General features: G+C 50.9%; 29 protein-coding genes, 1 tRNA gene and 1 pseudogene. 19 read left to right on the top strand and 12 right to left on the bottom strand.

The annotated features are described in order from the left end of the window. Nucleotides 1-8: 8 nt before the first annotated feature. From yqgB to HEM79_RS22720, 3 genes and pseudogenes are all read right to left on the bottom strand, one after another. A complete protein-coding gene (gene yqgB, locus HEM79_RS17295; RefSeq protein ID WP_001338822.1) occupies nucleotides 9-140 on the bottom strand; it encodes an acid stress response protein YqgB in 132 nt (43 codons plus the stop codon). A 94-nt stretch (nucleotides 141-234) separates the two neighbouring features. Further along, entirely contained in the window at nucleotides 235-378 is a 144-nt protein-coding gene (locus HEM79_RS22725; RefSeq protein ID WP_272941840.1) for a hypothetical protein, read from the bottom strand. Between the two features lie 110 nt (nucleotides 379-488). Further along, nucleotides 489-740 (bottom strand): annotated as a pseudogene (locus HEM79_RS22720) (hypothetical protein). A gap of 55 nt (nucleotides 741-795) precedes the next feature. Between HEM79_RS22720 and metK the strand changes: the two are divergent. The 8 genes from metK (at nucleotide 796) to ruvX (ending at nucleotide 8,050) form a co-directional block, all read left to right on the top strand. Then, nucleotides 796-1,950, top strand: a complete 1,155-nt coding sequence (metK, locus tag HEM79_RS17285) for a methionine adenosyltransferase (RefSeq protein ID WP_001062128.1) — start codon at nucleotides 796-798, stop codon at nucleotides 1,948-1,950. A gap of 468 nt (nucleotides 1,951-2,418) precedes the next feature. Further along, complete coding sequence (gene galP / locus HEM79_RS17280; protein WP_021551353.1) at nucleotides 2,419-3,813, top strand: galactose/proton symporter; 1,395 nt, start codon at nucleotides 2,419-2,421, stop codon at nucleotides 3,811-3,813. A 76-nt stretch (nucleotides 3,814-3,889) separates the two neighbouring features. Next, the gene (locus HEM79_RS17275; RefSeq protein ID WP_000858392.1) at nucleotides 3,890-4,387 is read left to right on the top strand and encodes a SprT family zinc-dependent metalloprotease; all 498 of its coding nucleotides are present in this window, start codon (nucleotides 3,890-3,892) and stop codon (nucleotides 4,385-4,387) included. 94 nt (nucleotides 4,388-4,481) lie between these two features. After that, nucleotides 4,482-5,189, top strand: coding sequence for a deoxyribonuclease I (endA, locus tag HEM79_RS17270; RefSeq protein WP_176242680.1), 708 nt, complete (start codon nucleotides 4,482-4,484; stop codon nucleotides 5,187-5,189). A 78-nt stretch (nucleotides 5,190-5,267) separates the two neighbouring features. Then, nucleotides 5,268-5,999: a 16S rRNA (uracil(1498)-N(3))-methyltransferase gene (gene rsmE / locus HEM79_RS17265; protein ID WP_010354526.1), complete on the top strand. Its 732-nt coding sequence runs from the start codon at nucleotides 5,268-5,270 to the stop codon at nucleotides 5,997-5,999. Between the two features lie 12 nt (nucleotides 6,000-6,011). Further along, nucleotides 6,012-6,962, top strand: coding sequence for a glutathione synthase (gene gshB / locus HEM79_RS17260; protein ID WP_176242682.1), 951 nt, complete (start codon nucleotides 6,012-6,014; stop codon nucleotides 6,960-6,962). A 108-nt stretch (nucleotides 6,963-7,070) separates the two neighbouring features. Continuing rightward, the gene (locus HEM79_RS17255) at nucleotides 7,071-7,634 is read left to right on the top strand and encodes a YqgE/AlgH family protein (protein WP_010354528.1); all 564 of its coding nucleotides are present in this window, start codon (nucleotides 7,071-7,073) and stop codon (nucleotides 7,632-7,634) included. Then, nucleotides 7,634-8,050 carry a Holliday junction resolvase RuvX gene (gene ruvX, locus HEM79_RS17250; protein WP_000017111.1) on the top strand — a complete coding sequence of 139 codons (417 nt, stop codon included), beginning with the start codon at nucleotides 7,634-7,636 and terminating at the stop codon, nucleotides 8,048-8,050. The genes HEM79_RS17255 and ruvX overlap by 1 nt, the downstream gene beginning before the upstream one ends. Before the next feature lie 208 nt (nucleotides 8,051-8,258). Here ruvX and HEM79_RS17245 read toward each other — a convergent pair whose 3' ends face one another. Then, on the bottom strand, nucleotides 8,259-9,239 hold the full coding sequence (locus HEM79_RS17245; RefSeq protein WP_176242684.1) for a PilT/PilU family type 4a pilus ATPase: 981 nt from the start codon (nucleotides 9,237-9,239) through the stop codon (nucleotides 8,259-8,261). Nucleotides 9,240-9,256: 17 nt separating this feature from the next. Here HEM79_RS17245 and yggS point away from each other — a divergent pair, with 17 nt between their 5' ends. Genes yggS through hemW form a run of 5 tightly spaced genes read left to right on the top strand, consistent with a single transcriptional unit; the run spans nucleotide 9,257 to nucleotide 12,562 of the window. Next, nucleotides 9,257-9,961: a pyridoxal phosphate homeostasis protein gene (yggS, locus tag HEM79_RS17240; RefSeq protein ID WP_176242686.1), complete on the top strand. Its 705-nt coding sequence runs from the start codon at nucleotides 9,257-9,259 to the stop codon at nucleotides 9,959-9,961. 17 nt (nucleotides 9,962-9,978) lie between these two features. Further along, entirely contained in the window at nucleotides 9,979-10,545 is a 567-nt protein-coding gene (yggT, locus tag HEM79_RS17235; RefSeq protein WP_176242688.1) for an osmotic shock tolerance protein YggT, read from the top strand. Then, on the top strand, nucleotides 10,542-10,832 hold the full coding sequence (gene yggU / locus HEM79_RS17230) for a DUF167 family protein YggU (RefSeq protein WP_001277222.1): 291 nt from the start codon (nucleotides 10,542-10,544) through the stop codon (nucleotides 10,830-10,832). The genes yggT and yggU overlap by 4 nt, the downstream gene beginning before the upstream one ends. Nucleotides 10,833-10,839: 7 nt before the next feature. After that, a complete protein-coding gene (locus tag HEM79_RS17225) occupies nucleotides 10,840-11,433 on the top strand; it encodes an XTP/dITP diphosphatase (RefSeq protein ID WP_016159705.1) in 594 nt (197 codons plus the stop codon). Then, a complete protein-coding gene (gene hemW, locus HEM79_RS17220; RefSeq protein WP_176242690.1) occupies nucleotides 11,426-12,562 on the top strand; it encodes a radical SAM family heme chaperone HemW in 1,137 nt (378 codons plus the stop codon). Before HEM79_RS17225 ends, hemW begins: the two co-directional genes overlap by 8 nt. Before the next feature lie 64 nt (nucleotides 12,563-12,626). On the opposite strand, the gene HEM79_RS17215 is transcribed toward hemW, so the two are convergent. The 5 genes from HEM79_RS17215 to trmB form a co-directional block, all read right to left on the bottom strand. Continuing rightward, nucleotides 12,627-13,634, bottom strand: coding sequence for a DUF1202 family protein (locus tag HEM79_RS17215; protein WP_176242691.1), 1,008 nt, complete (start codon nucleotides 13,632-13,634; stop codon nucleotides 12,627-12,629). Between the two features lie 116 nt (nucleotides 13,635-13,750). Then, nucleotides 13,751-14,797 carry an L-asparaginase 2 gene (gene ansB, locus HEM79_RS17210; protein ID WP_176242692.1) on the bottom strand — a complete coding sequence of 349 codons (1,047 nt, stop codon included), beginning with the start codon at nucleotides 14,795-14,797 and terminating at the stop codon, nucleotides 13,751-13,753. A gap of 175 nt (nucleotides 14,798-14,972) precedes the next feature. Next, nucleotides 14,973-15,692, bottom strand: a complete 720-nt coding sequence (locus HEM79_RS17205; protein WP_000984796.1) for a YggN family protein — start codon at nucleotides 15,690-15,692, stop codon at nucleotides 14,973-14,975. 182 nt (nucleotides 15,693-15,874) lie between these two features. Continuing rightward, the gene (locus HEM79_RS17200; RefSeq protein ID WP_001107564.1) at nucleotides 15,875-16,201 is read right to left on the bottom strand and encodes a YggL family protein; all 327 of its coding nucleotides are present in this window, start codon (nucleotides 16,199-16,201) and stop codon (nucleotides 15,875-15,877) included. Then, nucleotides 16,201-16,920 (bottom strand): tRNA (guanosine(46)-N7)-methyltransferase TrmB, encoded by a 720-nt coding sequence (gene trmB / locus HEM79_RS17195; protein WP_176242693.1) that lies wholly within the window; start codon nucleotides 16,918-16,920, stop codon nucleotides 16,201-16,203. The genes HEM79_RS17200 and trmB overlap by 1 nt, the downstream gene beginning before the upstream one ends. 160 nt (nucleotides 16,921-17,080) lie before the next feature. On the opposite strand from trmB, the gene mutY reads away from it, so the two are divergent. From mutY to nupG, 4 genes are all read left to right on the top strand, one after another. Then, nucleotides 17,081-18,133 carry an A/G-specific adenine glycosylase gene (gene mutY, locus HEM79_RS17190; protein WP_021551359.1) on the top strand — a complete coding sequence of 351 codons (1,053 nt, stop codon included), beginning with the start codon at nucleotides 17,081-17,083 and terminating at the stop codon, nucleotides 18,131-18,133. A gap of 27 nt (nucleotides 18,134-18,160) precedes the next feature. After that, nucleotides 18,161-18,436, top strand: a complete 276-nt coding sequence (locus HEM79_RS17185; RefSeq protein ID WP_000091700.1) for an oxidative damage protection protein — start codon at nucleotides 18,161-18,163, stop codon at nucleotides 18,434-18,436. 64 nt (nucleotides 18,437-18,500) lie between these two features. Continuing rightward, entirely contained in the window at nucleotides 18,501-19,580 is a 1,080-nt protein-coding gene (gene mltC / locus HEM79_RS17180) for a membrane-bound lytic murein transglycosylase MltC (protein WP_021551360.1), read from the top strand. Between the two features lie 199 nt (nucleotides 19,581-19,779). Further along, nucleotides 19,780-21,036: a nucleoside permease NupG gene (nupG, locus tag HEM79_RS17175; protein WP_001049785.1), complete on the top strand. Its 1,257-nt coding sequence runs from the start codon at nucleotides 19,780-19,782 to the stop codon at nucleotides 21,034-21,036. Nucleotides 21,037-21,084: 48 nt separating this feature from the next. On the opposite strand, the gene speC is transcribed toward nupG, so the two are convergent. Both speC and HEM79_RS22715 read right to left on the bottom strand, forming a co-directional pair. Continuing rightward, nucleotides 21,085-23,220, bottom strand: coding sequence for an ornithine decarboxylase (speC, locus tag HEM79_RS17170; RefSeq protein ID WP_176242694.1), 2,136 nt, complete (start codon nucleotides 23,218-23,220; stop codon nucleotides 21,085-21,087). A gap of 161 nt (nucleotides 23,221-23,381) precedes the next feature. Further along, nucleotides 23,382-23,465: a hypothetical protein gene (locus HEM79_RS22715; protein WP_219906480.1), complete on the bottom strand. Its 84-nt coding sequence runs from the start codon at nucleotides 23,463-23,465 to the stop codon at nucleotides 23,382-23,384. Between the two features lie 152 nt (nucleotides 23,466-23,617). Between HEM79_RS22715 and HEM79_RS17165 the strand changes: the two genes are divergently transcribed. After that, a complete protein-coding gene (locus tag HEM79_RS17165) occupies nucleotides 23,618-24,325 on the top strand; it encodes a DUF554 domain-containing protein (RefSeq protein WP_000234520.1) in 708 nt (235 codons plus the stop codon). Between the two features lie 104 nt (nucleotides 24,326-24,429). Beyond that, a tRNA-Phe gene (locus HEM79_RS17160) sits at nucleotides 24,430-24,505 on the top strand. A 76-nt stretch (nucleotides 24,506-24,581) separates the two neighbouring features. Here the strand turns inward: HEM79_RS17160 and HEM79_RS17155 are convergent. Next, nucleotides 24,582-25,985, bottom strand: a complete 1,404-nt coding sequence (locus HEM79_RS17155; RefSeq protein WP_176242695.1) for a VasL domain-containing protein — start codon at nucleotides 25,983-25,985, stop codon at nucleotides 24,582-24,584. Between the last annotated feature and the right edge of the window lie 37 nt (nucleotides 25,986-26,022).

Below are 26,022 nucleotides of genomic sequence, written 5' to 3'. Positions count from 1 at the left end.
AGCGAACCTCAAATTATTTTATTAAGTGTAAAACAGTTAACCACTATCGCAGCCTGAAACTGCGATAACAACCCATAAGCACACGGATTTTCCAGCAGCGTATGCTGACGCTCCGACTGCGCAACCGGTTTCTTTTTCATAACATTATTAAACACATAACCGAACGTAAGTGTGACAGTTCGGCGAAACCACGAGAAAACTCTTGTTTTTTACAAGAGCGCCCTTGTTCAGTCTTCAGTAACTGTTGCCAGCTCTTGAATCCTGAGAAGCGCCGAGATGGGTATAACATCGGCAGGTATGCAATGCAGAGATGCAGAATGCGGGGAACGAATCTACACCAGAACGGTGCGACAGATTAAGCAGCAGACAACGATTCATTATTTCGTATCACCTCCACGGCCGCCTGCGAAGACGAACCAACAAGCTAAAACACTGATTTCAACCCGGCTGGAAGTGGCAACACGAAAGAAACGTCGTGTGCTTTTTATTTAAGCCGCGCGCCGCGTTTTATACCCCACAATGGCAGAAAATTGCAAAAGATAAATGCGCAGAATGCCAGCATTGTCAGGAAAAATTTCCAGCTACGTTTTTAGCAGAATGAGACACGATTCAAAAAAAAGTGGAAATTGGGTGAAGAAGTGACCTAAAATAGCCGTCCAGATGTTAATCCATCCATACTGATTAACACTCAGACTGCCAGTGTTTTTAATCTGCAGAGTCGTGGTAGGATCCGCTACCACAGAAAATCCACACAACAGTTTGAGCTAACTAAATTCTCTTTTGGTGATATTAAATATGGCAAAACACCTTTTTACGTCCGAGTCCGTCTCTGAAGGGCATCCTGACAAAATTGCTGACCAAATCTCTGATGCTGTTTTAGATGCGATTCTCGAACAGGATCCGAAAGCACGCGTTGCTTGCGAAACCTACGTAAAAACCGGCATGGTCTTAGTTGGCGGTGAAATCACCACCAGCGCCTGGGTAGACATCGAAGAGATCACCCGTAACACCGTTCGCGAAATTGGCTATGTGCATTCCGACATGGGCTTTGACGCTAACTCCTGTGCGGTTCTGAGTGCCATCGGCAAACAGTCTCCTGACATCAACCAGGGTGTTGACCGTGCCGATCCGCTGGAACAGGGCGCGGGCGACCAGGGGCTGATGTTTGGTTACGCAACCAATGAAACCGACGTGCTGATGCCAGCACCAATCACCTATGCACACCGTCTGGTACAGCGTCAGGCTGAAGTGCGTAAAAACGGCACTCTGCCGTGGCTGCGCCCGGACGCGAAAAGCCAGGTTACTTTCCAGTATGACGACGGCAAAATCGTCGGCATCGATGCTGTAGTGCTTTCCACCCAGCATTCTGAAGAGATCGACCAGAAATCCCTGCAAGAAGCAGTGATGGAAGAGATCATCAAACCGATTCTGCCCGCTGAATGGCTGACTTCCGCAACCAAATTCTTCATCAACCCGACCGGACGTTTTGTTATCGGCGGCCCGATGGGTGACTGCGGTCTGACTGGTCGTAAAATCATCGTTGATACCTACGGCGGCATGGCTCGCCACGGTGGCGGCGCATTCTCTGGTAAAGATCCATCAAAAGTGGACCGCTCCGCAGCCTACGCGGCACGTTATGTAGCGAAAAACATCGTTGCTGCAGGTCTGGCCGACCGTTGTGAAATTCAGGTTTCCTACGCGATCGGCGTGGCAGAACCGACCTCCATCATGGTCGAAACTTTCGGCACTGAGAAAGTACCTTCTGAACAGCTGACCCTGCTGGTACGTGAGTTCTTCGACCTGCGTCCATACGGTCTGATTCAGATGCTGGATCTGCTACACCCGATCTACAAAGAAACCGCAGCATACGGTCACTTTGGTCGCGAACATTTCCCATGGGAAAAAACCGACAAAGCGCAACTGCTGCGCGATGCAGCCGGTCTGAAGTAATCTTTTATCTCTGCTTTCAAAGGCCAGCCTCATGCTGGCCTTTTTCTTTTCTAAAAAATGCCCGATGCACTACGCTTATCAGTCCTACAAACTCCAAACGTTGTTATTCACGCTGCATCCGGCAAAAAGCCGCCACACGATAGTAACTTTCCATTGCTGAACACGTTTATCCGCAAATTATCACCATCACTGAAACCGATTACACCAACCACGAAGAGCAAATATTCACAGTATTTTCATCCTGTGATTCATTTTTCATAACTGTTACATTTCTTTTCAGCAAAGTCTTAATTGCAGATAACTATGTTTAATCTATGATGATATAAATCAATTGTTTTCATGCACTTAAATTATAACTACTATAAATGCTAGTGTAAGCGATTACACTGATGTGATTTGCCTCACATCTTTTTACGTCGTACTCACCTATCTTAATTCACAATAAAAAATAACATATTGGAGGGCATCATGCCTGACGCTAAAAAACAGGGGCGGTCAAACAAGGCAATGACGTTTTTCGTCTGCTTCCTTGCCGCTCTGGCAGGATTACTCTTTGGCCTGGATATCGGTGTAATTGCTGGCGCACTGCCGTTTATTGCAGATGAATTCCAGATTACCTCGCACACGCAAGAATGGGTCGTAAGCTCCATGATGTTTGGTGCGGCAGTCGGTGCGGTAGGCAGTGGCTGGCTCTCTTTTAAACTCGGGCGCAAAAAGAGTCTGATGATCGGCGCAATCCTGTTTGTTGCCGGTTCGCTGTTTTCTGCGGCTGCGCCGAACGTTGAAGTATTGATTCTTTCCCGCGTTCTGCTGGGGCTGGCGGTGGGTGTTGCCTCTTATACCGCGCCGCTTTACCTCTCTGAAATTGCACCGGAAAAAATTCGCGGCAGTATGATCTCGATGTATCAGCTGATGATTACCATCGGCATCCTCGGTGCTTATCTTTCTGATACCGCCTTCAGCTACACTGGCGCATGGCGCTGGATGCTGGGTGTGATTATCATCCCGGCAATTCTGCTGCTGATTGGTGTCTTCTTCCTGCCAGACAGCCCACGTTGGTTTGCAGCCAAACGTCGCTTTGTTGATGCCGAACGCGTGCTGCTGCGCCTGCGCGACACCAGCGCGGAAGCGAAACGCGAACTGGATGAAATCCGTGAAAGTTTGCAGGTTAAACAGAGTGGTTGGGCGCTGTTTAAAGAGAACAGCAACTTCCGTCGCGCGGTGTTCCTTGGCGTACTGTTGCAGGTGATGCAGCAATTCACCGGGATGAACGTCATCATGTATTACGCGCCGAAAATCTTCGAACTGGCAGGTTATACCAACACCACCGAGCAAATGTGGGGGACGGTGATCGTCGGCCTGACCAACGTACTCGCCACCTTTATCGCTATCGGCCTTGTTGACCGCTGGGGACGTAAACCAACACTGACGCTGGGTTTCCTGGTGATGGCTGCTGGCATGGGCGTGCTGGGTACAATGATGCATATCGGTATTCACTCATCGTCGGCGCAGTATTTCGCTATCGCCATGTTGCTGATGTTTATTGTCGGTTTTGCGATGAGCGCCGGTCCGCTGATTTGGGTACTGTGCTCCGAAATTCAGCCGCTGAAAGGCCGCGATTTTGGCATCACCTGCTCCACCGCCACCAACTGGATTGCCAACATGATCGTCGGCGCAACGTTCCTGACCATGCTCAACACGCTGGGCAACGCCAACACCTTCTGGGTGTATGCGGCTCTGAACGTGCTGTTTATCCTGCTGACGCTGTGGCTGGTGCCAGAAACCAAACACGTTTCGCTGGAACATATTGAACGTAATCTGATGAAAGGTCGTAAACTGCGCGAAATCGGCGCTCACGATTAATCTCCTCAGGCTTCCTCCCGTCGCGGAGGAAGCCGCCTCTTGCAGTCATCTTTTCTTCGCTTTATCCTCAGCCGCTATGAAAACTTCCCGTCTCCCTATCGCCATCCAACAGGCCGTTATGCGTCGCCTGCGGGAAAAACTCGCCCAGGCCAACCTGAAGCTGGGGCGTAATTACCCGGAGCCAAAAATTTCGTACACCCAGCGTGGTACATCCGCCGGAACGGCATGGCTGGACAGTTATGAAATTCGCCTCAATCCGGTTTTGCTGATGGAAAACAGCGAGGCTTTTATAGAAGAAGTCGTACCGCACGAGCTGGCGCATTTACTGGTCTGGAAACACTTCGGTCGCGTGGCGCCGCATGGAAAAGAGTGGAAGTGGATGATGGAAAACGTGCTGGGCGTTCCCGCCCGCCGCACGCATCAGTTTGAGCTACAATCCGTGCGCCGCAACACCTTCCCTTACCGCTGTAAATGCCAGGAGCATCAGCTTACCGTACGCCGCCATAATCGCGTGGTGCGTGGAGAGGCCGTCTATCGCTGCGTTCACTGCGGTGAACAACTGGTTGCCCAATAACCAGTAGAACTATCAGGAATTTTACTGATCTGGCTGATTGCATACCAAAACAACTTTCGCTACGTTGCTCGCTCGTTTTAACACGGAGTAAGTGATGTACCGTAATTTGTCTGTGGCTGCGGTGGTACTGAGCGCAGCATTATCCGGCACGGCGTTAGCCGAAGGCATCAATAGTTTTTCCCAGGCAAAAACAGCAGCGGTAAAAGTCTACGCTGATGTGCCGGGAACATTTTACTGCGGATGTAAAATCAACTGGCAGGGTAAAAAAGGCGTCGTGGATCTGGAGTCGTGCGGATACCAGGTGCGCAAAAATGAAAACCGCGCCAGCCGCGTAGAGTGGGAACATGTGGTTCCTGCCTGGCAGTTCGGCCACCAGCGTCAGTGCTGGCAAGACGGTGGACGTAAAAACTGCGCCAAAGATCCGGTTTATCGCAAAATGGAAAGCGATATGCATAACCTTCAGCCCGCAATAGGCGAAGTGAACGGCGATCGCGGCAATTTTATGTATAGTCAGTGGAACGGCGGCGAAGGGCAGTACGGGCAGTGCGCGATGAAGGTGGATTTCAAAGAAAAAGTGGCTGAACCACCCGCTCATACGCGAGGCATCATTGCACGAACTTATTTCTATATGCGCGACCAGTACAACCTGACACTCTCACGCCAGCAAACGCAGCTTTTTAACGCCTGGAACAAGATGTATCCGGTGACCGACTGGGAGTGCGAGCGCGACGAACGTATTGCGAAGATGCAAGGCAATCATAACCCGTATGTGCAACGCGCTTGCCAGGCGCGAAAGAGCTAACCTACACTAGCGGGATTCTTTTTGTTAACCCTACCCCACGCGGACAACCGCGTGGGGAGACGACGCGGATTTTTAACCATGCGTATCCCCCGCATTTATCATCCAGAACCACTTATCAGCAACTCTCACATTGCGCTTTGCGAAGATGCCGCCAACCATATCGGACGTGTACTGCGTATGGGGCCTGGGCAGGCGTTGCAATTATTTGACGGCAGCAACCAGGTCTTTGATGCAGAAATTACCAGCGCCAGCAAAAAAAGCGTGGAAGTAAAAGTGCTGGAAGGTCAGCTCGACGATCGTGAATCCCCGTTGCATATTCATCTCGGTCAGGTGATGTCGCGCGGTGAAAAAATGGAATTTACTATCCAGAAATCGATCGAACTTGGAGTAAGCCTCATTACGCCACTTTTTTCTGAACGCTGCGGCGTTAAACTGGATAGCGAACGTCTGAACAAGAAGCTCCAGCAGTGGCAGAAAATTGCGATTGCCGCCTGCGAGCAGTGTGGTCGTAATCGGGTGCCGGAAATCCGTCCGGCGATGGATCTGGAAGCCTGGTGTGCAGAGCAGGATGAAGGCTTGAAACTCAATCTTCACCCGCGCGCCAGTAACAGCATCAACACGTTGCCGTTGCCGGTCGAACGCATCCGCCTGCTGATTGGCCCGGAAGGCGGTTTGTCGGCAGATGAAATTGCCATGACTGCCCGCTATCAATTTACTGATATCCTGTTGGGACCTCGCGTTTTGCGTACAGAGACAACTGCGCTCACCGCCATAACTGCGCTACAAGTACGTTTTGGCGATCTGGGCTAACGGAGAAGAATAATGATCAAGCTCGGCATCGTGATGGACCCCATCGCAAGCATCAACATCAAGAAAGATTCCAGCTTCGCTATGTTGCTGGAAGCACAACGTCGTGGTTACGAACTTCACTATATGGAGATGGCCGATCTCTATTTGATTAACGGTGAAGCCCGTGCTCATACGCGTACTCTGAGCGTTGAACAAAACTACGATAAATGGTACGAGTTTACGGGAGAGCAGGATCTGCCACTGGCCGATCTCGACGTGATCCTGATGCGTAAAGATCCGCCGTTTGATACCGAGTTTATCTACGCCACTTACATTCTGGAACGTGCCGAAGAGAAAGGTACGCTGATCGTTAACAAGCCGCAGAGCCTGCGCGACTGTAACGAAAAACTGTTTACCGCCTGGTTCTCTGACTTAACACCGGAAACGCTGGTCACGCGCAATAAAGCACAGTTGAAGGCGTTCTGGGAAAAACACACCGACATTATCCTTAAGCCGCTGGACGGTATGGGCGGTGCGTCTATTTTCCGGGTGAAGGAAGGCGATCCGAACCTCGGCGTAATATCCGAAACCCTGACCGAACACGGCACGCGCTACTGCATGGCGCAGAATTATCTGCCTGCCATTAAAGATGGCGACAAGCGCGTGCTGGTCGTCGATGGCGAGCCGGTGCCGTACTGTCTGGCACGTATTCCGCAGGGTGGCGAAACCCGTGGCAATCTGGCTGCCGGTGGTCGTGGCGAACCTCGTCCGCTAACTGAAAGTGACTGGAAAATCGCCCGCCAGGTCGGGCCGACGCTGAAAGAAAAAGGGCTTATCTTTGTTGGCCTGGATATTATTGGCGACCGTCTGACTGAAATTAACGTCACCAGCCCAACCTGTATTCGTGAGATTGAAGCAGAGTTTCCGGTCTCGATCACCGGAATGTTAATGGATGCCATCGAAGCACGTTTACAGCAGCAATAACCCAGCTTAACGAGAGGGAACTCGTTGAGACTCTGAGTGACAGCGCCCTTCTTTCCACGCATACTGGGCGCTGTTGCTTTTTTGAACCAGGAAACAGAACCTCTGACAATGAATTTACAGCATCACTTTCTTATTGCCATGCCTGCTCTCCAGGATCCGATTTTCCGTCGTTCCGTGGTCTACATTTGCGAACATAATACCAATGGTGCAATGGGGATCATCGTCAACAAGCCACTGGAAAATCTCAAAATTGAAGGGATTCTGGAAAAGCTGAAGATCACGCCGGAGCCGCGTGATGAATCAATCCGTCTGGACAAACCGGTTATGCTTGGCGGCCCGCTGGCTGAAGATCGCGGGTTTATTTTGCATACTCCACCATCAAATTTTGCTTCCAGTATTCGCATTTCAGACAACACGGTGATGACCACCTCTCGCGATGTACTTGAAACGCTCGGCACCGATAAACAACCGTCTGACGTATTGGTGGCGCTGGGTTACGCCTCCTGGGATAAAGGCCAGCTGGAACAAGAGATTCTCGACAACGCCTGGCTAACCGCCCCGGCAGATCTGAATATTCTGTTCAAAACGCCGATTGCCGACCGCTGGCGCGATGCGGCAAGACTGATTGGTGTTGATATTCTCACTATGCCTGGTGTGGCGGGGCACGCCTGATGAGCGGAACCTTACTCGCCTTCGATTTCGGCACTAAAAGCATTGGCGTGGCGGTAGGTCAACGCATTACCGGTACCGCTCGCCCTTTGCCTGCAATTAAAGCGCAGGACGGTACGCCGGACTGGAACCTTATTGAACGTTTACTGAAAGAGTGGCAGCCGGACGAAATCATCGTCGGTTTGCCGCTGAATATGGACGGCACCGAACAGCCATTAACCGCCAGGGCGCGTAAATTCGCCAACCGTATTCATGGTCGTTTCGGTGTTGAAGTAAAGCTACATGACGAGCGTCTTAGCACCGTAGAAGCGCGTTCCGGGCTTTTTGAACAAGGTGGTTACCGGGCGCTCAACAAAGGAAAAGTCGACTCTGCCTCTGCGGTTATCATTCTCGAAAGTTATTTCGAGCAGGGTTATTAAGGCGATTTATAAGCCTGGCGAATTGTCATTACCGTCATCTTGCCGGATGCGGCGTAAACGCCTTATTCAGCCTACATATGGCAACGGCTGTAGGTCTGATAAGACGCGTTAGCGTCGCATCAGACGTTTATTGCCGGATGCTGCGTTTGTATGCCTGATAAGCGTAGCGAATCAAGCATATTTACGAAGCTAATCAACCAATTTCGCCTCACAAACGTCCTTCCCCCACCCGCTGCTGATAACTCTGCTGAAACGTTATCATCCCCACCTGCTGCCCGGTTTGAATAACATGTGGCAACTGGTGGGTTTTCCCTTCGCGAATCAAATTCCCCACTGCGGGTGTGTTAATCAGTAATTCAAACAGCGCCACGCGCCCTTCCTGCTTATCCACTTCCAGCTTTTGTGACAACACCGCCCGTAAACTCCCCGCCAGTTGATTACGCACGGGATCTTTTTCCTGCGCCGGAAATGAATCCACCAGCCGCTCAACGGCCTGCGCCGCACCGCGCGTATGTAAGGTCGCCAGCACCAGATGTCCAGTTTCTGCCGCCGTCAGCGCCAGACGTATTGTCTCGCTGTCACGCAGCTCTCCGAGCAATATCACATCGGGATCTTCCCGCAATGCGGCACGCAATCCCGATGCGAACGTCATACAGTGCAAACCGATTTCTCGCTGCTGGATCAAACATCGCTGGCTGGCATAGAGATATTCAACAGGATCTTCCAGCGTCAGAATATGCGCATCGGCATGTTGATTGAGATAGCCAACCATCGCCGCCAGCGTGGTAGATTTGCCACTCCCCGTCGCTCCCGTCACCAGAATCAGGCCATTCTCGCTCTTGATTAATTCCGGCAATACCGGTGGCGCACCAAGCTGTTCGAGCTGCGGGCAGTGCGAAGGTAACAACCGTAATGCCAGAGAAATACCTTGCCGTTGCGCGAACGCACTGCCGCGCAACCGCTGGTTTTCCGCCAGCGATACGGCAAAATCAAGCTGACCATTTTCAAGCAATATCGCCCTCTGCTCGTCATCCAGCCACTCCCGCAGTAGCTCTTCGACGTCCGGCGCGTCAAACGGTGCAGCTTCCATTCTGCCGCGAATGCGCCATCGTGCGGGCCAGGCGCTGCACAGGTGTAGATCCGAGACGTTATGCTTTACACTAAGGGCCACAATTTCTTCCATATTCATACTAAGATCCTCGGAAAATGAACGATATTGCGCATAACCTGGCACAGGTCCGGGACAAAATCTCAGCGGCTGCAACGCGTTGCGGCCGTTCTCCAGAAGAAATTACGCTGCTTGCAGTCAGTAAAACAAAACCTGCGAGCGCCATCGCAGAAGCCATCGACGCCGGGCAGCGTCAATTTGGTGAAAACTACGTTCAGGAAGGGGTAGATAAAATTCGCCACTTTCAGGAACTGGGCGTAACAGGATTAGAATGGCATTTTATTGGTCCGCTACAGTCCAACAAAAGTCGCCTGGTGGCAGAGCATTTCGACTGGTGTCATACCATCGACCGTTTACGTATCGCTACCCGCCTGAACGACCAGCGACCGGCAGAACTTCCGCCTCTTAACGTACTGATTCAAATTAATATTAGTGATGAAAACAGTAAGTCCGGGATTCAACTGGCAGAACTGGACAAACTGGCGGCTGCGGTCGCTGAACTACCGCGTTTACGTCTGCGCGGGCTGATGGCAATCCCTGCGCCTGAGTCAGAATATGTAAGGCAGTTTGAAGTTGCACGCCAAATGGCTGTAGCATTTGCCGGACTGAAAACGCGCTACCCGCATGTCGATACGCTCTCTCTGGGGATGTCGGACGATATGGAAGCCGCCATTGCGGCAGGTAGCACAATGGTTCGCATCGGCACAGCCATCTTTGGTGCGCGTGATTACTCTAAAAAATAAGGAATTAAAGGAACGCCATGAATACGTTGACTTTCCTGCTTTCAACGGTCATTGAGCTGTATACCATGGTGCTGTTATTACGCATCTGGATGCAGTGGGCTCATTGTGATTTTTATAACCCTTTCTCACAGTTTGTGGTGAAAGTGACACAGCCAATTATCGGGCCACTGCGCCGCGTTATTCCGGCAATGGGGACAATTGACAGCGCCTCGCTGCTGGTTGCCTATATTCTCAGTTTCATCAAAGCCATTGTGCTGTTTAAAGTGGTGACCTTTCTGCCAATCATCTGGATTGCTGGTTTATTAATTCTGCTGAAAACCATCGGCCTGCTGATTTTCTGGGTACTGCTGGTAATGGCGATTATGAGCTGGGTAAGCCAGGGTCGTAGCCCGATTGAATACGTGCTGATTCAGCTTGCCGATCCGCTGCTGCGCCCGATTCGCCGCCTGCTGCCGGCAATGGGTGGGATTGATTTCTCGCCGATGATCCTCGTTCTGCTGCTGTATGTCATCAATATGGGTGTCGCAGAAGTATTACAGGCGACAGGAAACATGCTGCTGCCGGGGCTGTGGATGGCGTTATGAGTGCCGTAACAGTTAACGATGACGGCCTGGTTTTGCGGCTCTATATTCAGCCGAAAGCCAGCCGTGATTCTATTGTCGGTTTACATGGCGACGAGGTAAAAGTCGCCATTACCGCGCCGCCGGTTGACGGCCAGGCCAACAGCCATCTGGTGAAATTTCTCGGTAAGCAATTCCGGGTAGCCAAAAGCCAGGTGGTGATTGAAAAAGGCGAACTTGGTCGCCACAAACAAATTAAAATCATTAATCCGCAACAAATCCCGCCAGAAATCGCGGCGTTAATTAATTAGGTATCCTATGCAAAAAGTTGTCCTCGCAACCGGCAATGCCGGTAAAGTGCGTGAGCTGGCGTCGCTGCTTAGCGACTTCGGTCTTGATATTGTGGCTCAAACGGAACTTGGTGTTGATTCCGCCGAAGAAACCGGCCTGACCTTTATCGAAAACGCGATTCTGAAAGCGCGCCACGCGGCAAAAGTGACCGGTTTACCGGCGATTGCCGACGACTCCGGTCTGGCGGTAGATGTACTTGGCGGCGCGCCAGGGATTTACTCCGCCCGTTATTCCGGTGAAGACGCAACCGATCAAAAGAATCTGCAAAAACTGCTGGAAACGCTGAAAGACGTACCGGACAACCAACGTCAGGCGCGTTTCCACTGCGTGCTGGTATATCTGCGTCACGCGGAAGATCCCACTCCGCTGGTGTGCCACGGCAGCTGGCCGGGTGTGATTACTCGCGAACCGGCGGGCACTGGTGGCTTTGGTTATGATCCGATTTTCTTCGTGCCTTCCGAAGGCAAAACCGCTGCCGAACTGACTCGCGAAGAGAAAAGCGCCATTTCCCATCGTGGTCAGGCGTTGAAACTGCTGCTGGACGCTTTACGTAATGGTTAAATTACCGCCGCTGAGTCTCTACATTCACATCCCGTGGTGCGTGCAGAAATGCCCGTACTGCGATTTCAACTCTCACGCGTTGAAAGGGGAAGTGCCGCACGACGATTATGTTCAGCATCTGCTTAACGATCTGGACAACGATGTCGCTTACGCACAGAACCGTGAAGTAAAGACAATCTTTATTGGCGGTGGTACGCCGAGCCTGCTTTCCGGCCCGGCGATGCAAACGCTGCTGGACGGTGTGCGCGCACGTTTGCCGCTGGCAGCGGATGCAGAAATTACCATGGAAGCGAACCCCGGTACGGTAGAAGCCGATCGCTTTGTCGATTACCAGCGTGCTGGCGTGAACCGCATTTCCATTGGAGTGCAAAGTTTTAGCGGAGAAAAGCTGAAACGGCTGGGACGTATTCATGGCCCGCAAGAAGCGAAACGTGCCGCAAAACTTGCAAGCGGGCTGGGGCTGCGTAGCTTTAACCTCGATTTGATGCATGGGCTACCGGATCAATCACTAGAAGAGGCGCTTGGCGATCTACGCCAGGCCATTGAACTGAATCCGCCGCATCTTTCCTGGTATCAACTGACCATCGAACCCAATACGCTGTTTGGTTCGCGACCACCGGTGCTGCCGGACGACGATGCGTTGTGGGATATATTCGAACAGGGGCATCAGTTGTTAACCGCAGCGGGTTATCAGCAATATGAAACTTCCGCTTACGCCAAACCCGGTTATCAGTGCCAGCACAATCTCAACTACTGGCGATTTGGTGACTACATCGGTATTGGCTGCGGCGCGCACGGCAAAGTGACCTTCCCTGATGGGCGCATTCTGCGTACCACCAAAACGCGTCATCCGCGTGGTTTTATGCAGGGAAGGTATCTGGAAAGCCAGCGTGATGTCGAAGCTGCAGATAAGCCGTTTGAGTTCTTTATGAACCGCTTCCGTCTGCTGGAGGCTGCGCCGCGCGTGGAGTTTAGTGCGTATACTGGGCTTTGCGAAGATGTGATTCGCCCACAGTTAGACGAGGCGATTGCCCAGGGTTATCTCACTGAGTGTGCGGATTACTGGCAGATAACGGAACATGGGAAGTTGTTTTTAAATTCGCTGCTGGAGCTTTTTCTGGCGGAGTAAATTTGTGTAGCCGGATGCGGCGTGAACGCAGCATCCGGCTACAAGTCATGCGTCATCGCAGAAATTACTTAATCACCCCATTACGCCGTAATTCTTCGGTATCTTTTTTCCAGCGATCGCAGGCCTTATTGATATCGTCAATTTTCATCAAAATCGCGACTTTTTTACTATTTATTTCTGAAACTTTCATCGTTAACGGATATTGCCCTTTTTCGAGCGTTATCCAGTCATCCTGCAATTTACGGCTAAGTTTTTGTGATTGCAGAAAAGTCTGTCGCCGTTGTTCGTTGATATCGAAATCTCGTTTCTGCTGAATCGGCACTTCATAACACTCTTCACTCTGTTTATGACATGCCGCAATCGCCGGTTGATAAACCTCTTTGTCATATTTAACCGCGAACGCCTCGCTATCATTCTGTTTATTAAACTCATCACGCTGTTGGTGAATTTTTTTAAAGGCGTCTTCGCGGGTCATTTGCTTGCCGTTTGCATCTTTTCCCCAATATGCATCTGCTGCTTTCTGCGCCGCCGCCATTTGCTTATCAAGCTCTTTCACTTCCTTTTCCAGCGCAGGAATCGAGTTCTTCTGGGTATTCAACGCTGACTCAAGCTGACTAAAGCGATAATTGAAATCTTCGCTATTCACGATCAGATATTTATTATTCGTTTTGATATCGTCGACCACCCGTCCACGATCGCTGGCTGCTGCCTGAAAAGAGTAAAAGCTCACCGTCCAGCCAGACGCAGGTGTTCCTTTACTGGTTAACATCGCCGAAAATTTTACGGGCTTATCTTTCGTCCAGGTCTGCTCCAGTAGTTGGTAGTCTGCCAGTTGACCAACCCAGGCATAGAGATCATCACTGGAAGAAACATCGCCTTCCGCTGACCAGGTGGCCTGATTACCTTTCGCATCAAGGTTTTTTAAACTGATGGCATCAAGCTTGAGAATACCGTGATACTGCTTGTTGAATTGTTCTTTTAAGACATTTTCAGTTGGCGGTTCGCCATCGGCCCAGCCATTACCAGACATCAACACAAACAGCGCCGTGCCTACAATCCATTGCTTTTTCACCAGAAAACCCTCGCGAGGAATAATTTATTCTGATGATTATCATCATGGTAATTACAATTGGCAATGGACGTGAGTCTGAAGTGAAAAAGCCCCGGCACGATACCGGGGCGAGGCGATTAGTACTGATTGAAAATCTGCTGGATCTGCTGTGGATCTTTGGTTTGCGTCAGTGCCAGTTGCAGCAGAACGCGCGCTTTTTGCGGGTTCAGCGTGCCAGAAGCGACGAAACCGTATTTTGCGTCATCCACTTCGGCATCCTGAGTGGTTGCGCCCGTCGGTACGCGGGAAGAACGTACTACCGCAGTGCCGTTTTTCGCAGCGGTCGCCAGGGTGTCGAACACGGTTTTATACAGATTGCCGTTACCCACACCGGCGCTAACGATACCGTCGTAGCCTGCATCTACCAGTGCTTTTGCCGGAAGATCGGATGCGTTGGCGTAGTTATAAACGATGCCGACTTTCGGCAGTTCATTTAGCTTAGAGACATCGAACGGCGTGTCGCTGGTGTGCTTACGTGCCGGGGTACGCTGGTAGTCAATCTTACCGTTGTGAATGTAACCCAACGGACCGTAGTTAACAGACTTGAAGGTTGCTACATCGGTGGTATTAGTTTTGGTGACGTCACGACCATCAAGCACGGTGTCGTTCATCACCACCAGCACACCACGGTTGGCGGAGGCTTTATCGGCTGCGGTCACTACCGCGTTATACAGATTGAATGGACCGTCTGCGCTCATGGAAGTGGACGGGCGCATTGCGCCTACCATCACCACTGGCTTGTCACATTTCACTGTCAGGTCGAGGAAGTAAGCGGTTTCTTCCATCGTGTCGGTGCCGTGGGTAATAACGAAGCCGTCGGTTTTATCGCAGTCGGTGTTAATTTTTTTCGCCAGTGTCAGCCAGACATTATCATTCATGTCCTGGGAGCCAATGTTAACTACCTGCTCGCCTTTAACGTTCGCAATGTCCTTCAGTTGCGGCACCGCATTGACCAGATTTTCTACGCCAACTTTACCCGCTGTGTAGTTAGATTTGGTTGCGGAGTCACCACCACCGGCAATCGTCCCGCCGGTCGCTAAAATGGTGATATTCGGTAATGCTAATGCTGCACTACTAAAACCCATAACCAGTGCGGCAAGTGCCGTCTTTTTGAAAAACTCCATTTCATTCCTCCAGTTACGTGAACGCTACGTATTATCCCTTAGCTTTGTATGGGAAATTTGACGTTAAACAATTTACAACGTGAATGAATTTTGGAGATCTATAAAGTTAGAGGCAGGTAACAAAACGAAGAATTAAACGGCATAAAAAAGTATTATGCCGTCTTAGAATAGAGGATTATTTCAAATTCCCGACCAGGGCTTTGCGGCTGTCTTCCAGTGTCACGACACGGCTACAGACATCTTTGCCAAACTGCTGGAAATCTTTTTCCTGCTTTTTCCACTCGGTTTGGATTGAGGATTGCAGCCCCCCCAGGCTTCCCAGTACGTTCTGTAATGGGTTACCGCCGCTTTTCAGCACCGCTTTCGCGCCCATTTCATTAATGCTGTCCTGCAAAATACCGCCCATTGCCTGATTCACTAACTGCTGGCCTTCGGCGCGAACCTGATCGATAGCTTTATAGTGGAACGTCAGGCCATCGCTGCGCGTTTCGATAATGCGGTTCATCTGCTCTTTTAATTGCGCATCCAGTTTGGTCAGACGGCTGCGCATTTTGCTGCTTTCGCCCATCTCCTGAACGATAATTTTATCCAGCGCGATACGGGCTTTCTCGACGCGACTTTTCGCGCCTTCATCAATCCACGGTAACGTACTGCGCAATTCTGCCTGATAATCCTTCGCCTGCTCGCGTTGGGCAGCGTTCAGAGAATATTGTTTGCCGTTGTACATCACGTTGCCGTCTGGCGTGATCACCAGATTGCCGTTTTCGCCCTTCACCTGCACGGTTTGCGGGCTGACAATCACATCGTCACGCGGCGTGACGCTGCACTGGTAGTCGGCGTGAGCGGTCATTGCCGTCACTGAAAGTGCTGCCGCCAGCAGCATTTTGCGCATCATAATCTTCCCTCAAGAACAAATCAGGCCAGCATTTGCTGGCCCAGATTGATAACAAAGTGCGCGCTGTCCATGCCGGATGCTGCGTAAACGCCTTATCCGGCCTACTCGATCGTGCATCTTTGTAGACCTGATAAGCGTAGCGCATCAGGCAGTTTTGCATTTGTCATCGCCCGTATGTTTTCTTAGTCCCACCAAACGTCGAAAAGTTCGCTGGTGCGTACCTCATCCAGTTTGCGCTCTTCCAGCCACTTACGCACAATCGCCTGATGTTCTTCGGTGCATTTGCCGATTTCCTGCATACAGATCAGACCTTCCCAGGCCAGATAGCCGCTGCCGTCAAAGGCCAGTTTGTTCGGTTCGATAACCTCGTTAATAAAGTCATCAACGGTTTTATCAATTTGTTCTTCCGATGTACCTTCCGGGAATCGCCATGCCACCGAAAATCCTAATTCCTGGAATTCGTCGATGTGCATTTTTTTACGCAGACGACGGCTACGGTTCTTTGCCATTATTTCACCCTCTCGAACATTAAGTCCCATACTCCGTGACCAAGACGATGACCACGTTGTTCAAATTTCGTCACCGGACGTGATGCCGGACGCGGTACGTAATCGTTGCTCTCTGACAGGTTTTTATAACCGTCAATGGAAGACATCACTTCAAGCATATGTTCCGCATAAGGTTCCCAGTCGGTCGCCATATGGAATACGCCCCCCAGTTTCAGTTTGCTTTTTACCAGCTCAGCAAACGGCACCTGAACGATACGGCGTTTATTATGGCGCGCTTTGTGCCACGGGTCAGGGAAAAAGAGCTGAACCATGCTCAATGAATTGTCAGGAATCATTTTATGCAGCACTTCGACTGCGTCATGGCACATCACACGCAGGTTATCTAACCCTTCTTCATGCGCAGAAGCCAGACAAGCGCCAACGCCCGGCGAATGCACTTCAATGCCGAGGAAGTCCTGCTCCGGGCGCTCTTTAGCCATTGCTACCAGCGAAGCGCCCATACCGAAACCAATCTCAAGCGTCACTGGCGCTTCACGGCCAAAAAGCGTCGGGAAATCCAGCATATCTTCGCTGAATTCAACGCCCATCACCGGCCAGTAGTTTTCCAGCGCATGTTCCTGGCCTCTGGTCAGTCGCCCCTGGCGGCGCACAAAACTACGGATACGGCGCAGTGGGCGGCCGTTTTCATCAAATTCCGGTGAGATGACGTCGTTTTTCATAAAGATTTAGTCGCTTGTGAAAGTGTTCTGAAAACGGGCATTATCCAAAGTTAGTTGCCGGATGCAAGCATGATAAGGCCGTGGCTGCGGAAAGTTCCGGTTTACACCCTGCCGTCGCTGTGCTGCAATCTTGCCCCCAACAACAGTGAATTCGGTGACCATGCAAGCGTCGCAATTTTCAGCCCAGGTTCTGGACTGGTACGATAAATACGGGCGAAAAACTCTGCCCTGGCAAATTGACAAGACGCCCTACAAAGTATGGCTCTCAGAAGTGATGTTGCAACAAACTCAGGTTGCGACCGTTATCCCCTATTTTGAACGCTTTATGGCGCGTTTCCCGACGGTGACCGATCTCGCCAAGGCGCCACTGGACGAAGTTCTCCACTTGTGGACCGGGCTTGGCTATTACGCCCGCGCGCGCAATCTGCATAAAGCGGCACAGCAAGTTGCCACCTTACACAGCGGTAAATTCCCGGAAACCTTTGAGGAAGTCGCCGCGCTACCTGGCGTCGGACGCTCCACCGCAGGCGCAATCCTCTCGCTTTCTCTGGGTAAGCACTTTCCGATTCTCGACGGTAACGTCAAACGCGTGCTGGCTCGCTGCTATGCTGTAAGCGGCTGGCCAGGGAAAAAAGAGGTCGAAAATAAACTGTGGAGTTTAAGCGAGCAGGTTACGCCCGCTGTCGGCGTGGAGCGGTTTAATCAGGCGATGATGGATTTAGGCGCGATGATTTGTACGCGCTCGAAGCCGAAGTGTTCGCTCTGCCCGCTACAAAACGGTTGTATTGCCGCCGCCAATAATAGCTGGTCGCTTTATCCGGGCAAAAAACCGAAACAGACATTACCGGAACGCACAGGTTACTTTCTGCTGTTACAGCACGAAGATGAAGTGTTTCTGGCGCAGCGTCCGCCAAGCGGATTGTGGGGTGGCTTATACTGTTTCCCGCAGTTTGCCGATGAAGAAAGTTTGCGAGAATGGCTGGCGCAACGGCAGATTGCTACTGATAACCTGACGCAACTCACCGCGTTTCGGCATACCTTCAGCCATTTCCATTTAGATATTGTGCCTATGTGGCTTCCCGTGTCGTCATTCACCGGTTGCATGGATGAAGGCAATGCGCTCTGGTATAACTTAGCGCAACCGCCGTCAGTTGGTCTGGCGGCTCCCGTGGAGCGTTTGTTACAGCAGTTACGCACTGGCGCGCCGGTTTAGCGCGTGAGTCGATAAAGAGGATGATTTATGAGCAGAACGATTTTTTGTACTTTCCTGCAGCGTGAAGCAGAAGGTCAGGATTTTCAGCTATACCCCGGCGAACTGGGAAAACGCATCTACAACGAGATTTCCAAAGAAGCCTGGGCGCAGTGGCAGCACAAACAAACCATGCTGATTAATGAAAAGAAACTCAACATGATGAATGCCGAGCACCGCAAGCTGCTGGAACAGGAGATGGTCAACTTCCTGTTCGAGGGTAAAGAAGTGCATATCGAGGGCTATACGCCGGAAGATAAAAAATAAAAACAGAGCCGGAGTACGCCTCCGGCAACTTGCATAAAAACAAACACAACACGCACCCGGAATGATGAAAAAATATCTCGCGCTGGCTTTGATTGCGCCGTTGCTCATCTCCTGTTCGACGACCAAAAAAGGCGATACATATAATGAAGCCTGGGTCAAAGATACCAACGGCTTTGATATTCTGATGGGGCAGTTTGCCCACAATATTGAGAACATCTGGGGATTCAAAGAGGTGGTGATCGCCGGTCCTAAGGACTACGTGAAATACACCGATCAATATCAGACTCGCAGCCACATCAACTTCGATGACGGTACGATCACTATCGAAACCATCGCCGGGACAGAACCTGCCGCGCATCTGCGTCGGGCAATTATCAAAACGTTGCTGATGGGGGATGATCCAGGTTCGGTCGATCTCTATTCCGACGTTGATGATATTACGATTTCGAAAGAACCTTTCCTTTACGGTCAGGTGGTAGATAACACCGGGCAGCCGATTCGCTGGGAAGGTCGCGCGAGCAACTTCGCGGATTATCTGCTGAAAAACCGTCTGAAAAGCCGCAGCAACGGGCTACGTATCATCTACAGCGTGACCATTAACATGGTGCCGAACCACCTTGATAAACGTGCGCATAAATATCTCGGCATGGTCCGCCAGGCGTCACGGAAATATGGCGTCGATGAGTCGCTGATTCTGGCGATTATGCAGACCGAATCCTCCTTCAACCCATATGCGGTCAGCCGTTCCGACGCGCTGGGATTAATGCAGGTGGTACAACACACCGCCGGGAAAGATGTATTCCGCTCGCAGGGGAAATCCGGCACGCCGAGCCGAAGTTTCTTGTTTGATCCTGCCAGCAATATTGATACCGGCACTGCGTATCTGGCGATGCTGAACAATGTTTATCTTGGCGGCATTGATAACCCAACGTCGCGACGTTATGCCGTCATCACCGCCTATAACGGTGGTGCAGGCAGCGTATTACGCGTCTTCTCGAACGATAAAATTCAGGCTGCCGCTATTATAAATACTATGACGCCGGGCGATGTTTATCAGACACTGACCACACGTCACCCTTCTGCGGAATCTCGCCGCTATCTCTACAAAGTGAACATGGCACAGAAATCTTATCGCCGCCGATAATTCCACCTTTGCCTCTGACAATACTCCGAGGCAAAGTGTTATCTACATCACAATTATGTTTTGCAAAACGATATTATTTGCAATTATTTGCCACGGGTAACAAAAAAACAGTCAGTGAAGTTGATAGAATCGCATCATCTTGCACGGTCAAATGTGCTTTTTGAAACACTCATCCGCATCATGATGTGAGGAAATTAACATGAATCTTAAGCTGCAGCTGAAAATTCTCTCTTTTCTGCAGTTCTGCCTGTGGGGAAGTTGGCTGACTACCCTCGGCTCATATATGTTTGTTACCCTGAAGTTCGACGGTGCTTCTATCGGCGCAGTTTATAGTTCATTGGGTATCGCCGCTGTCTTTATGCCTGCGTTGCTGGGGATTGTGGCCGACAAATGGTTAAGTGCGAAATGGGTTTACGCCATTTGTCACACTATTGGTGCGATCACTCTCTTCATGGCGGCGAAAGTCACCACGCCGGAGGCGATGTTCCTTGTGATATTGATTAACTCGTTTGCTTATATGCCAACGCTTGGGTTAATCAACACAATTTCCTACTATCGCCTGCAAAATGCCGGGCTGGATATTGTGACGGATTTCCCGCCAATCCGTATCTGGGGCACCATCGGCTTTATTATGGCGATGTGGGTGGTGAGCCTGTCTGGCTTCGAATTAAGCCACATGCAGCTGTATATTGGCGCAGCTCTCTCCGCCGTTCTGGTGCTGTTTACCTTTACGCTGCCGCATATTCCGGTTGCTAAACAGCAAGCGAATCAGAGCTGGACGACTTTGCTGGGGCTTGATGCGTTCGCGTTGTTTAAAAACAAGCGTATGGCGATTTTCTTCATCTTCTCGATGTTGCTGGGTGCGGAACTGCAGATTACCAACATGTTCGGTAATACCTTCCTGCACAGCTTCGACAAAGACCCGATGTTTGCCAGCAGCTTCATCGTGCAACATGCGTCAATCATCATGTCGATTTCGCAGATCTCTGAAACTCTGTTCATTCTGACCATCCCGTTCTTCTTAAGCCGCTACGGTATTAAGAACGTAATGATGATCAGTATTGTGGCGTGGATCCTGCGTTTTGCGCTGTTTGCTTATGGCGACCCGACTCCGTTCGGTACTGTACTGCTGGTGCTGTCAATGATTGTCTACGGTTGCGCATTCGACTTCTTCAACATCTCTGGTTCGGTGTTTGTTGAAAAAGAAGTTAGCCCGGCAATTCGCGCCAGTGCGCAGGGGATGTTCCTGATGATGACCAACGGCTTCGGCTGTATCCTAGGCGGTATTGTGAGCGGTAAAGTGGTTGAGATGTACACCCAAAACGGCATTACCGACTGGCAGACCGTATGGCTGATTTTCGCAGGTTACTCCGTGGTTCTGGCCTTCGCATTCATGGCGATGTTTAAATACAAACACGTTCGTGTCCCTGCGGGCACACAGACTGTTAGCCACTAATTACGCAAAGAGAAACGGGTCGCCAGAAGGTGACCCGTTTTTTTATTCTCACTTCAATACATAACCGTACAACCGTTTCATGCCGTCCGCATCAGTTTCGCTATAGACACCTTGTAGCTCCGGCGAAAACCCCGGCAGCAAATTCACGCCTTCTTCCAGTGCGAGGAAATAACGCTGTACCGCGCCTCCCCAGACTTCCCCCGGCACTACGCAAAGCACCCCCGGCGGATACGGCAGCGCCCCTTCAGCCGCAATTCGCCCTTCGGCATCACGAATCCGCACCAACTCCACTTCGCCGCGAATATAGGCGCTATGCGCATCCTGTGGATTCATCACCACTGACGGGAAGCTCTGCTGGCGGAACATCGCTTTTTGCAGGTCTTTGACGTCGAAGCTGACATACAAATCGTGCATCTCCTGACACAACTGGCGCAAAGTGTAGTCACGGTAGCGCACCGGATATTTGTTATAAACACTCGGCAGCACCTCTGCCAGCGGCGAATCCCCCTCAATATGCTGTTCAAACTGCACCAGCATCGACACCAGTTGTGCCAGCTTCTCGTGACTTTCCGCCGGTGTTAATAAGAACAAAATGGAGTTGAGGTCGCACTTTTCCGGTACGATGCCGTTCTCACGCAGATAATGCGCCAGAATCGTCGCCGGTACGCCAAAATCGCTATATTCACCGGTTTCGGCATCGATACCAGGCGTAGTCAGTAACAGCTTGCACGGATCAACAAAATACTGGTCTGCGGCATATCCCTCAAAGCCATGCCACCTTGCTCCTGGTTCAAAGCTGAAGAAACGGCGGTCACTGGCCAACGCTGACGTCGGATACTCCTGCCACAATTTGCCATCGACAACGGGTGGGATAAACGGACGGAACAGCTTACAGCGTGCAAGAATCGCCTTGCGCGCTTCAATCCCCATCTCAACGCACTCAGCCCACAGCCGACGACCACTCTCCCCTTCATGGATTTTGGCATTGACGTCCAGCGCGGCAAATAGCGGATAGAACGGGCTGGTGGAAGCATGGAGCATAAAGGCATTATTCAACCGCTTATGCGGGCAAAAACGCGCCTGCCCGCGAATATGGTTATCTTTTTTATGGATCTGCGACGTCTGCGAGAATCCCGCCTGCTGTTTATGCACTGACTGGGTAACAAAGATCCCCGGATCGTTTTCGTTAAGTTCTAACAGCAGCGGCGAGCTATCCGCCATCATCGGGATAAACTGTTCATAACCGACCCATGCGGAATCAAACAGAATGTAATCGCACAGATGCCCAATGGTATCGATCACCTGACGGGCGTTATAGACAGTGCCGTCATAGGTTCCTAATTGAATGATCGCCAGGCGAAACGGGCGCGATTGTTCAGCTTTTTCTGGCGCGACGTCGCGAATTTGCTCGCGTAAATAATCTTCATTAAAACAGCGCGCATCAATACCGCCGATAAAACCGAACGGGTTACGCGCGGCCTCCAGATACACCGGCGTCGCACCGGCCTGAATCAACGCGCCGTGATGGTTCGACTTATGATTATTGCGATCGAACAGCACCAGATCACCCCGCGTTAGCAACGCATTGGTCACGACCTTATTCGCTGCTGAAGTACCGTTAAGAACAAAATAGGTTTTATCGGCATGAAAAACTTTGGCTGCGAATTTCTGCGCATCTTTCGCCGAGCCTTCATGGATAAGCAGATCGCCCAGTTTCACATCGGCATTACACATATCGGCGCGAAAGACGTTCTCACCGAAGAAATCGTAAAAATGGCGTCCGGCTGGATGCTTCTTAAAGAACGCGCCATGTTGATGCCCAGGACAAGCAAAGGTGCTGTTGCCCATCTCAACGTACTGCGTCAACGTGTCATAAAACGGTGGCAGCAAATTCTCTTCATACTGACAAGCAGCAGACTCCAGCTCCAGCCACTGCTGCTCGTTACCGTTGATAATCGCCGTAATGCCCGCAGGCACTTCAACAGCATCTTCAGAATACAAAAACACCGGTAGATGAAACCCGGTTCGCTTAAGTAACGCAAGAATGCCACTACGACTATCCGCAGCGGTAATGACGACTGCCGCGACGTCCGTAAAATCAGTATCTTCCAGCGCCACCACGCGACGATGGGTAGAAAGTCGGGAAACCAGTTCATAACTGGCGGCAATACTCATTGATTTCATAAGCGCAAACCCGTTTCGGGGAGGTAAGAATATCGGACAAGATGAAAAACCTTGCCCCATGAGATGTGGGTCAAACTGGTCACCAGCTCCGACCGCCAGACATCAGTAAAAGCAGAAACGCTCTGATTTTACTGTTGTCCTGCAGTAAGCGTGCGTTAACTTCACCGCATGAGCAGTAACATGGAAAGGGAAGATTTTCGCGCAAAACGGCGAGAAGCGAGAGAATGTAAGGAGGTGGCATGCATCAGGCAAACTCCGTACAGAGAGGAGAAAATTCGCGCAATAATGGCACCTTTCGCTAAAGCGTGCAAGCCAGGACTTTGCGGCCAGACAAGCCATAAACAGGGCAAAAAGTTCATAATAAAAAAATCAAACAATACAGTTAACAGGAACTCTTGTGGTCATCGGCCCTTTTATCAACGCTAGTGCAGTATTACTGGGTGGCGTTCTCGGCGCACTGCTTAGCCAACGTTTACCGGAACGTATCCGCGTCTCAATGACATCGATTTTTGGTCTGGCATCGCTGGGGATTGGTATTTTACTGGTGGTGAAATGCGCCAACCTTCCGGCGATGGTTTTAGCAACGCTACTTGGCGCTCTAATCGGCGAAATATGTTTGCTGGAGAAAGGAGTCAATACTGCGGTTGCCAGAGCGCAGAATCTGTTTCGCCACTCGCGCAAGAAGCCAGCGCATGAATCTTTTATTCAAAATTTTGTCGCGATTATTGTCCTGTTTTGTGCCAGCGGTACAGGGATCTTCGGCGCGATGAATGAAGGAATGACCGGCGATCCGAGTATTTTAATCGCCAAGTCATTTCTTGATTTCTTTACGGCGATGATCTTCGCCTGCTCTCTGGGGATTGCGGTATCAGTAATTAGCATTCCATTGCTCATCATCCAGTTAACGCTGGCCTGGGGAGCCGCGCTGATATTACCGCTAACTACGCCGGCGATGATGGCGGACTTTAGCGCCGTGGGAGGATTATTGCTTCTGGCGACCGGTTTGCGCATCTGTGGAATTAAAATGTTCCCGGTGGTCAACATGCTTCCAGCACTGCTTCTGGCAATGCCACTTTCCGCCGCCTGGACCGCCTGGTTTTCCTGAAATGTGTGCAATAGCGGCAAAGTGATGATAGATTGTGCAGTCTGCAGTAATTTGAAGAAATTTGATTGACGAGACGAGGCGAATCAGGTTTAATGCGCCCCGTTGCCCGGATAGCTCAGTCGGTAGAGCAGGGGATTGAAAATCCCCGTGTCCTTGGTTCGATTCCGAGTCCGGGCACCACTATTCATAAGGCCTCGCTGAAAAGCGGGGCTTTTTCTTTTTCTGGCTACGATAAATTTCTGGTCGTTGTTACAGATCATTCATAATCATTCATACCTTTTAGCTTCGAAGCATTCTGTTTAATGTCGGCATACCTGGCGATAAGTTGTTTCAGGCGCATCTCTGCCTGAGCCCCTGCGGCAGGAGGGAGTGGCTGCCCTACCGGCGATTGCGCCAGTATCCGCAGTTGTTCTTCAGCCGGTATGGATTGGTTAAATAGCTGCATAGCGGAATACACAACTGATTTCAGTTCACTGACCGTCATATATTTCCCCTTATGCTCATCCAGCCCGTTCAGTCGTTCACTCAGTTTCTGTAGCGTCATCATTCCCTGATGCCAGCCATTCAGGTTTCCTGTCGGCAATGCGGCAACATTAAGTTGTTGCTGCCACTGTTGCATCAGAGGTTTTGCCCGCTCCGGCCAAATCGCCCGGGCTTGTTCGACAAGCTGCCATCCTCGGGTAATGCGCCAGTCCGGTGGTAGCTTGTCCAGAAGTGCAAGTTGCTGCTGTGTTTGCGTTATTAAAGTTTGTGGCAAGGGAGATTGCTGCCGCAATATATCCAGTTGTTCAGGCGTGAGTATTGCGGGTAATGGAGTTAAAGAGGCAGTAAGCTGGGCTTGTAATGGATCCGACCGGTGAAAATATTGCCAGCCCCATACCATTGCTGCACTTATCATCAGCATGGAACACATCCCAGCAACAAAAGATTTCCACCTTTTTACTGGCGCGGGTATTGACGGAAGTACCTCTACGTTCGGTTGTGTAACATATACCCACTTCACCGTACCGCCTGGCCTTCGGGGATCTTCAAACAGACTTTCAGCATGGGAACCTATTGATATATCGGTTCTATTTATTACTGTGGCAGGCGACACGATACCAGACTGAATTGTCGTCCCTGTGCTGGTTGTACCGTCGCTGCTTTCCAGGCTGACAGCGTTGTTGTGTATCAGGGCACGCAAAGTATCCAGTTGGCTGAGATGCCTAAGCTCCAGACGCTGTAATACTTCCCCCAGACGGGTAAGCAGTTGTTCTGCCCGATACAACTGACCAAGGTCGCTGTATATCAGCGGCAGCGAGCGTATACGTTGCTGCAAACGCTGACTCAGATTACTCAGGATCTCCATTCGAACGTGAACAGGCTGCGGCCAGAGCACGCCCCACTCATGACTTATCAGAGCCTCCAGTATTGCCAGACCTTCATTGAGACCGAATAATCCAGCCAGTTGCGTACGAGCCAGCGTATACCAGGCTGCCGTCTGCAGCTCTACACCATTTTGATCAAACAGTGAGAGACAAAGTTTCTCGACATAATGCCAGTTCACATCCGGACGCGCCGGATGTGTAAGCTTATTCAGTTCATCGCGCAGGGCGGCATAATCCGGTAGCGTGCGCGGGTCACCGCCGGTTTTGATTTTACGTGGGGTTATGTCATTCATGACCTGTTGTCCATCTGACGTGCTTGCGGTTATAGAA

Origin of the sequence: Escherichia sp. 93.0816, assembly GCF_013368855.2 — a bacterium.
GTDB classification, from domain to species: Bacteria; Pseudomonadota; Gammaproteobacteria; order Enterobacterales; family Enterobacteriaceae; genus Escherichia; species Escherichia ruysiae.
Note: the sequence above shows the minus strand (reverse complement) of the source record. Positions and strands in the feature narration are given on the sequence as shown.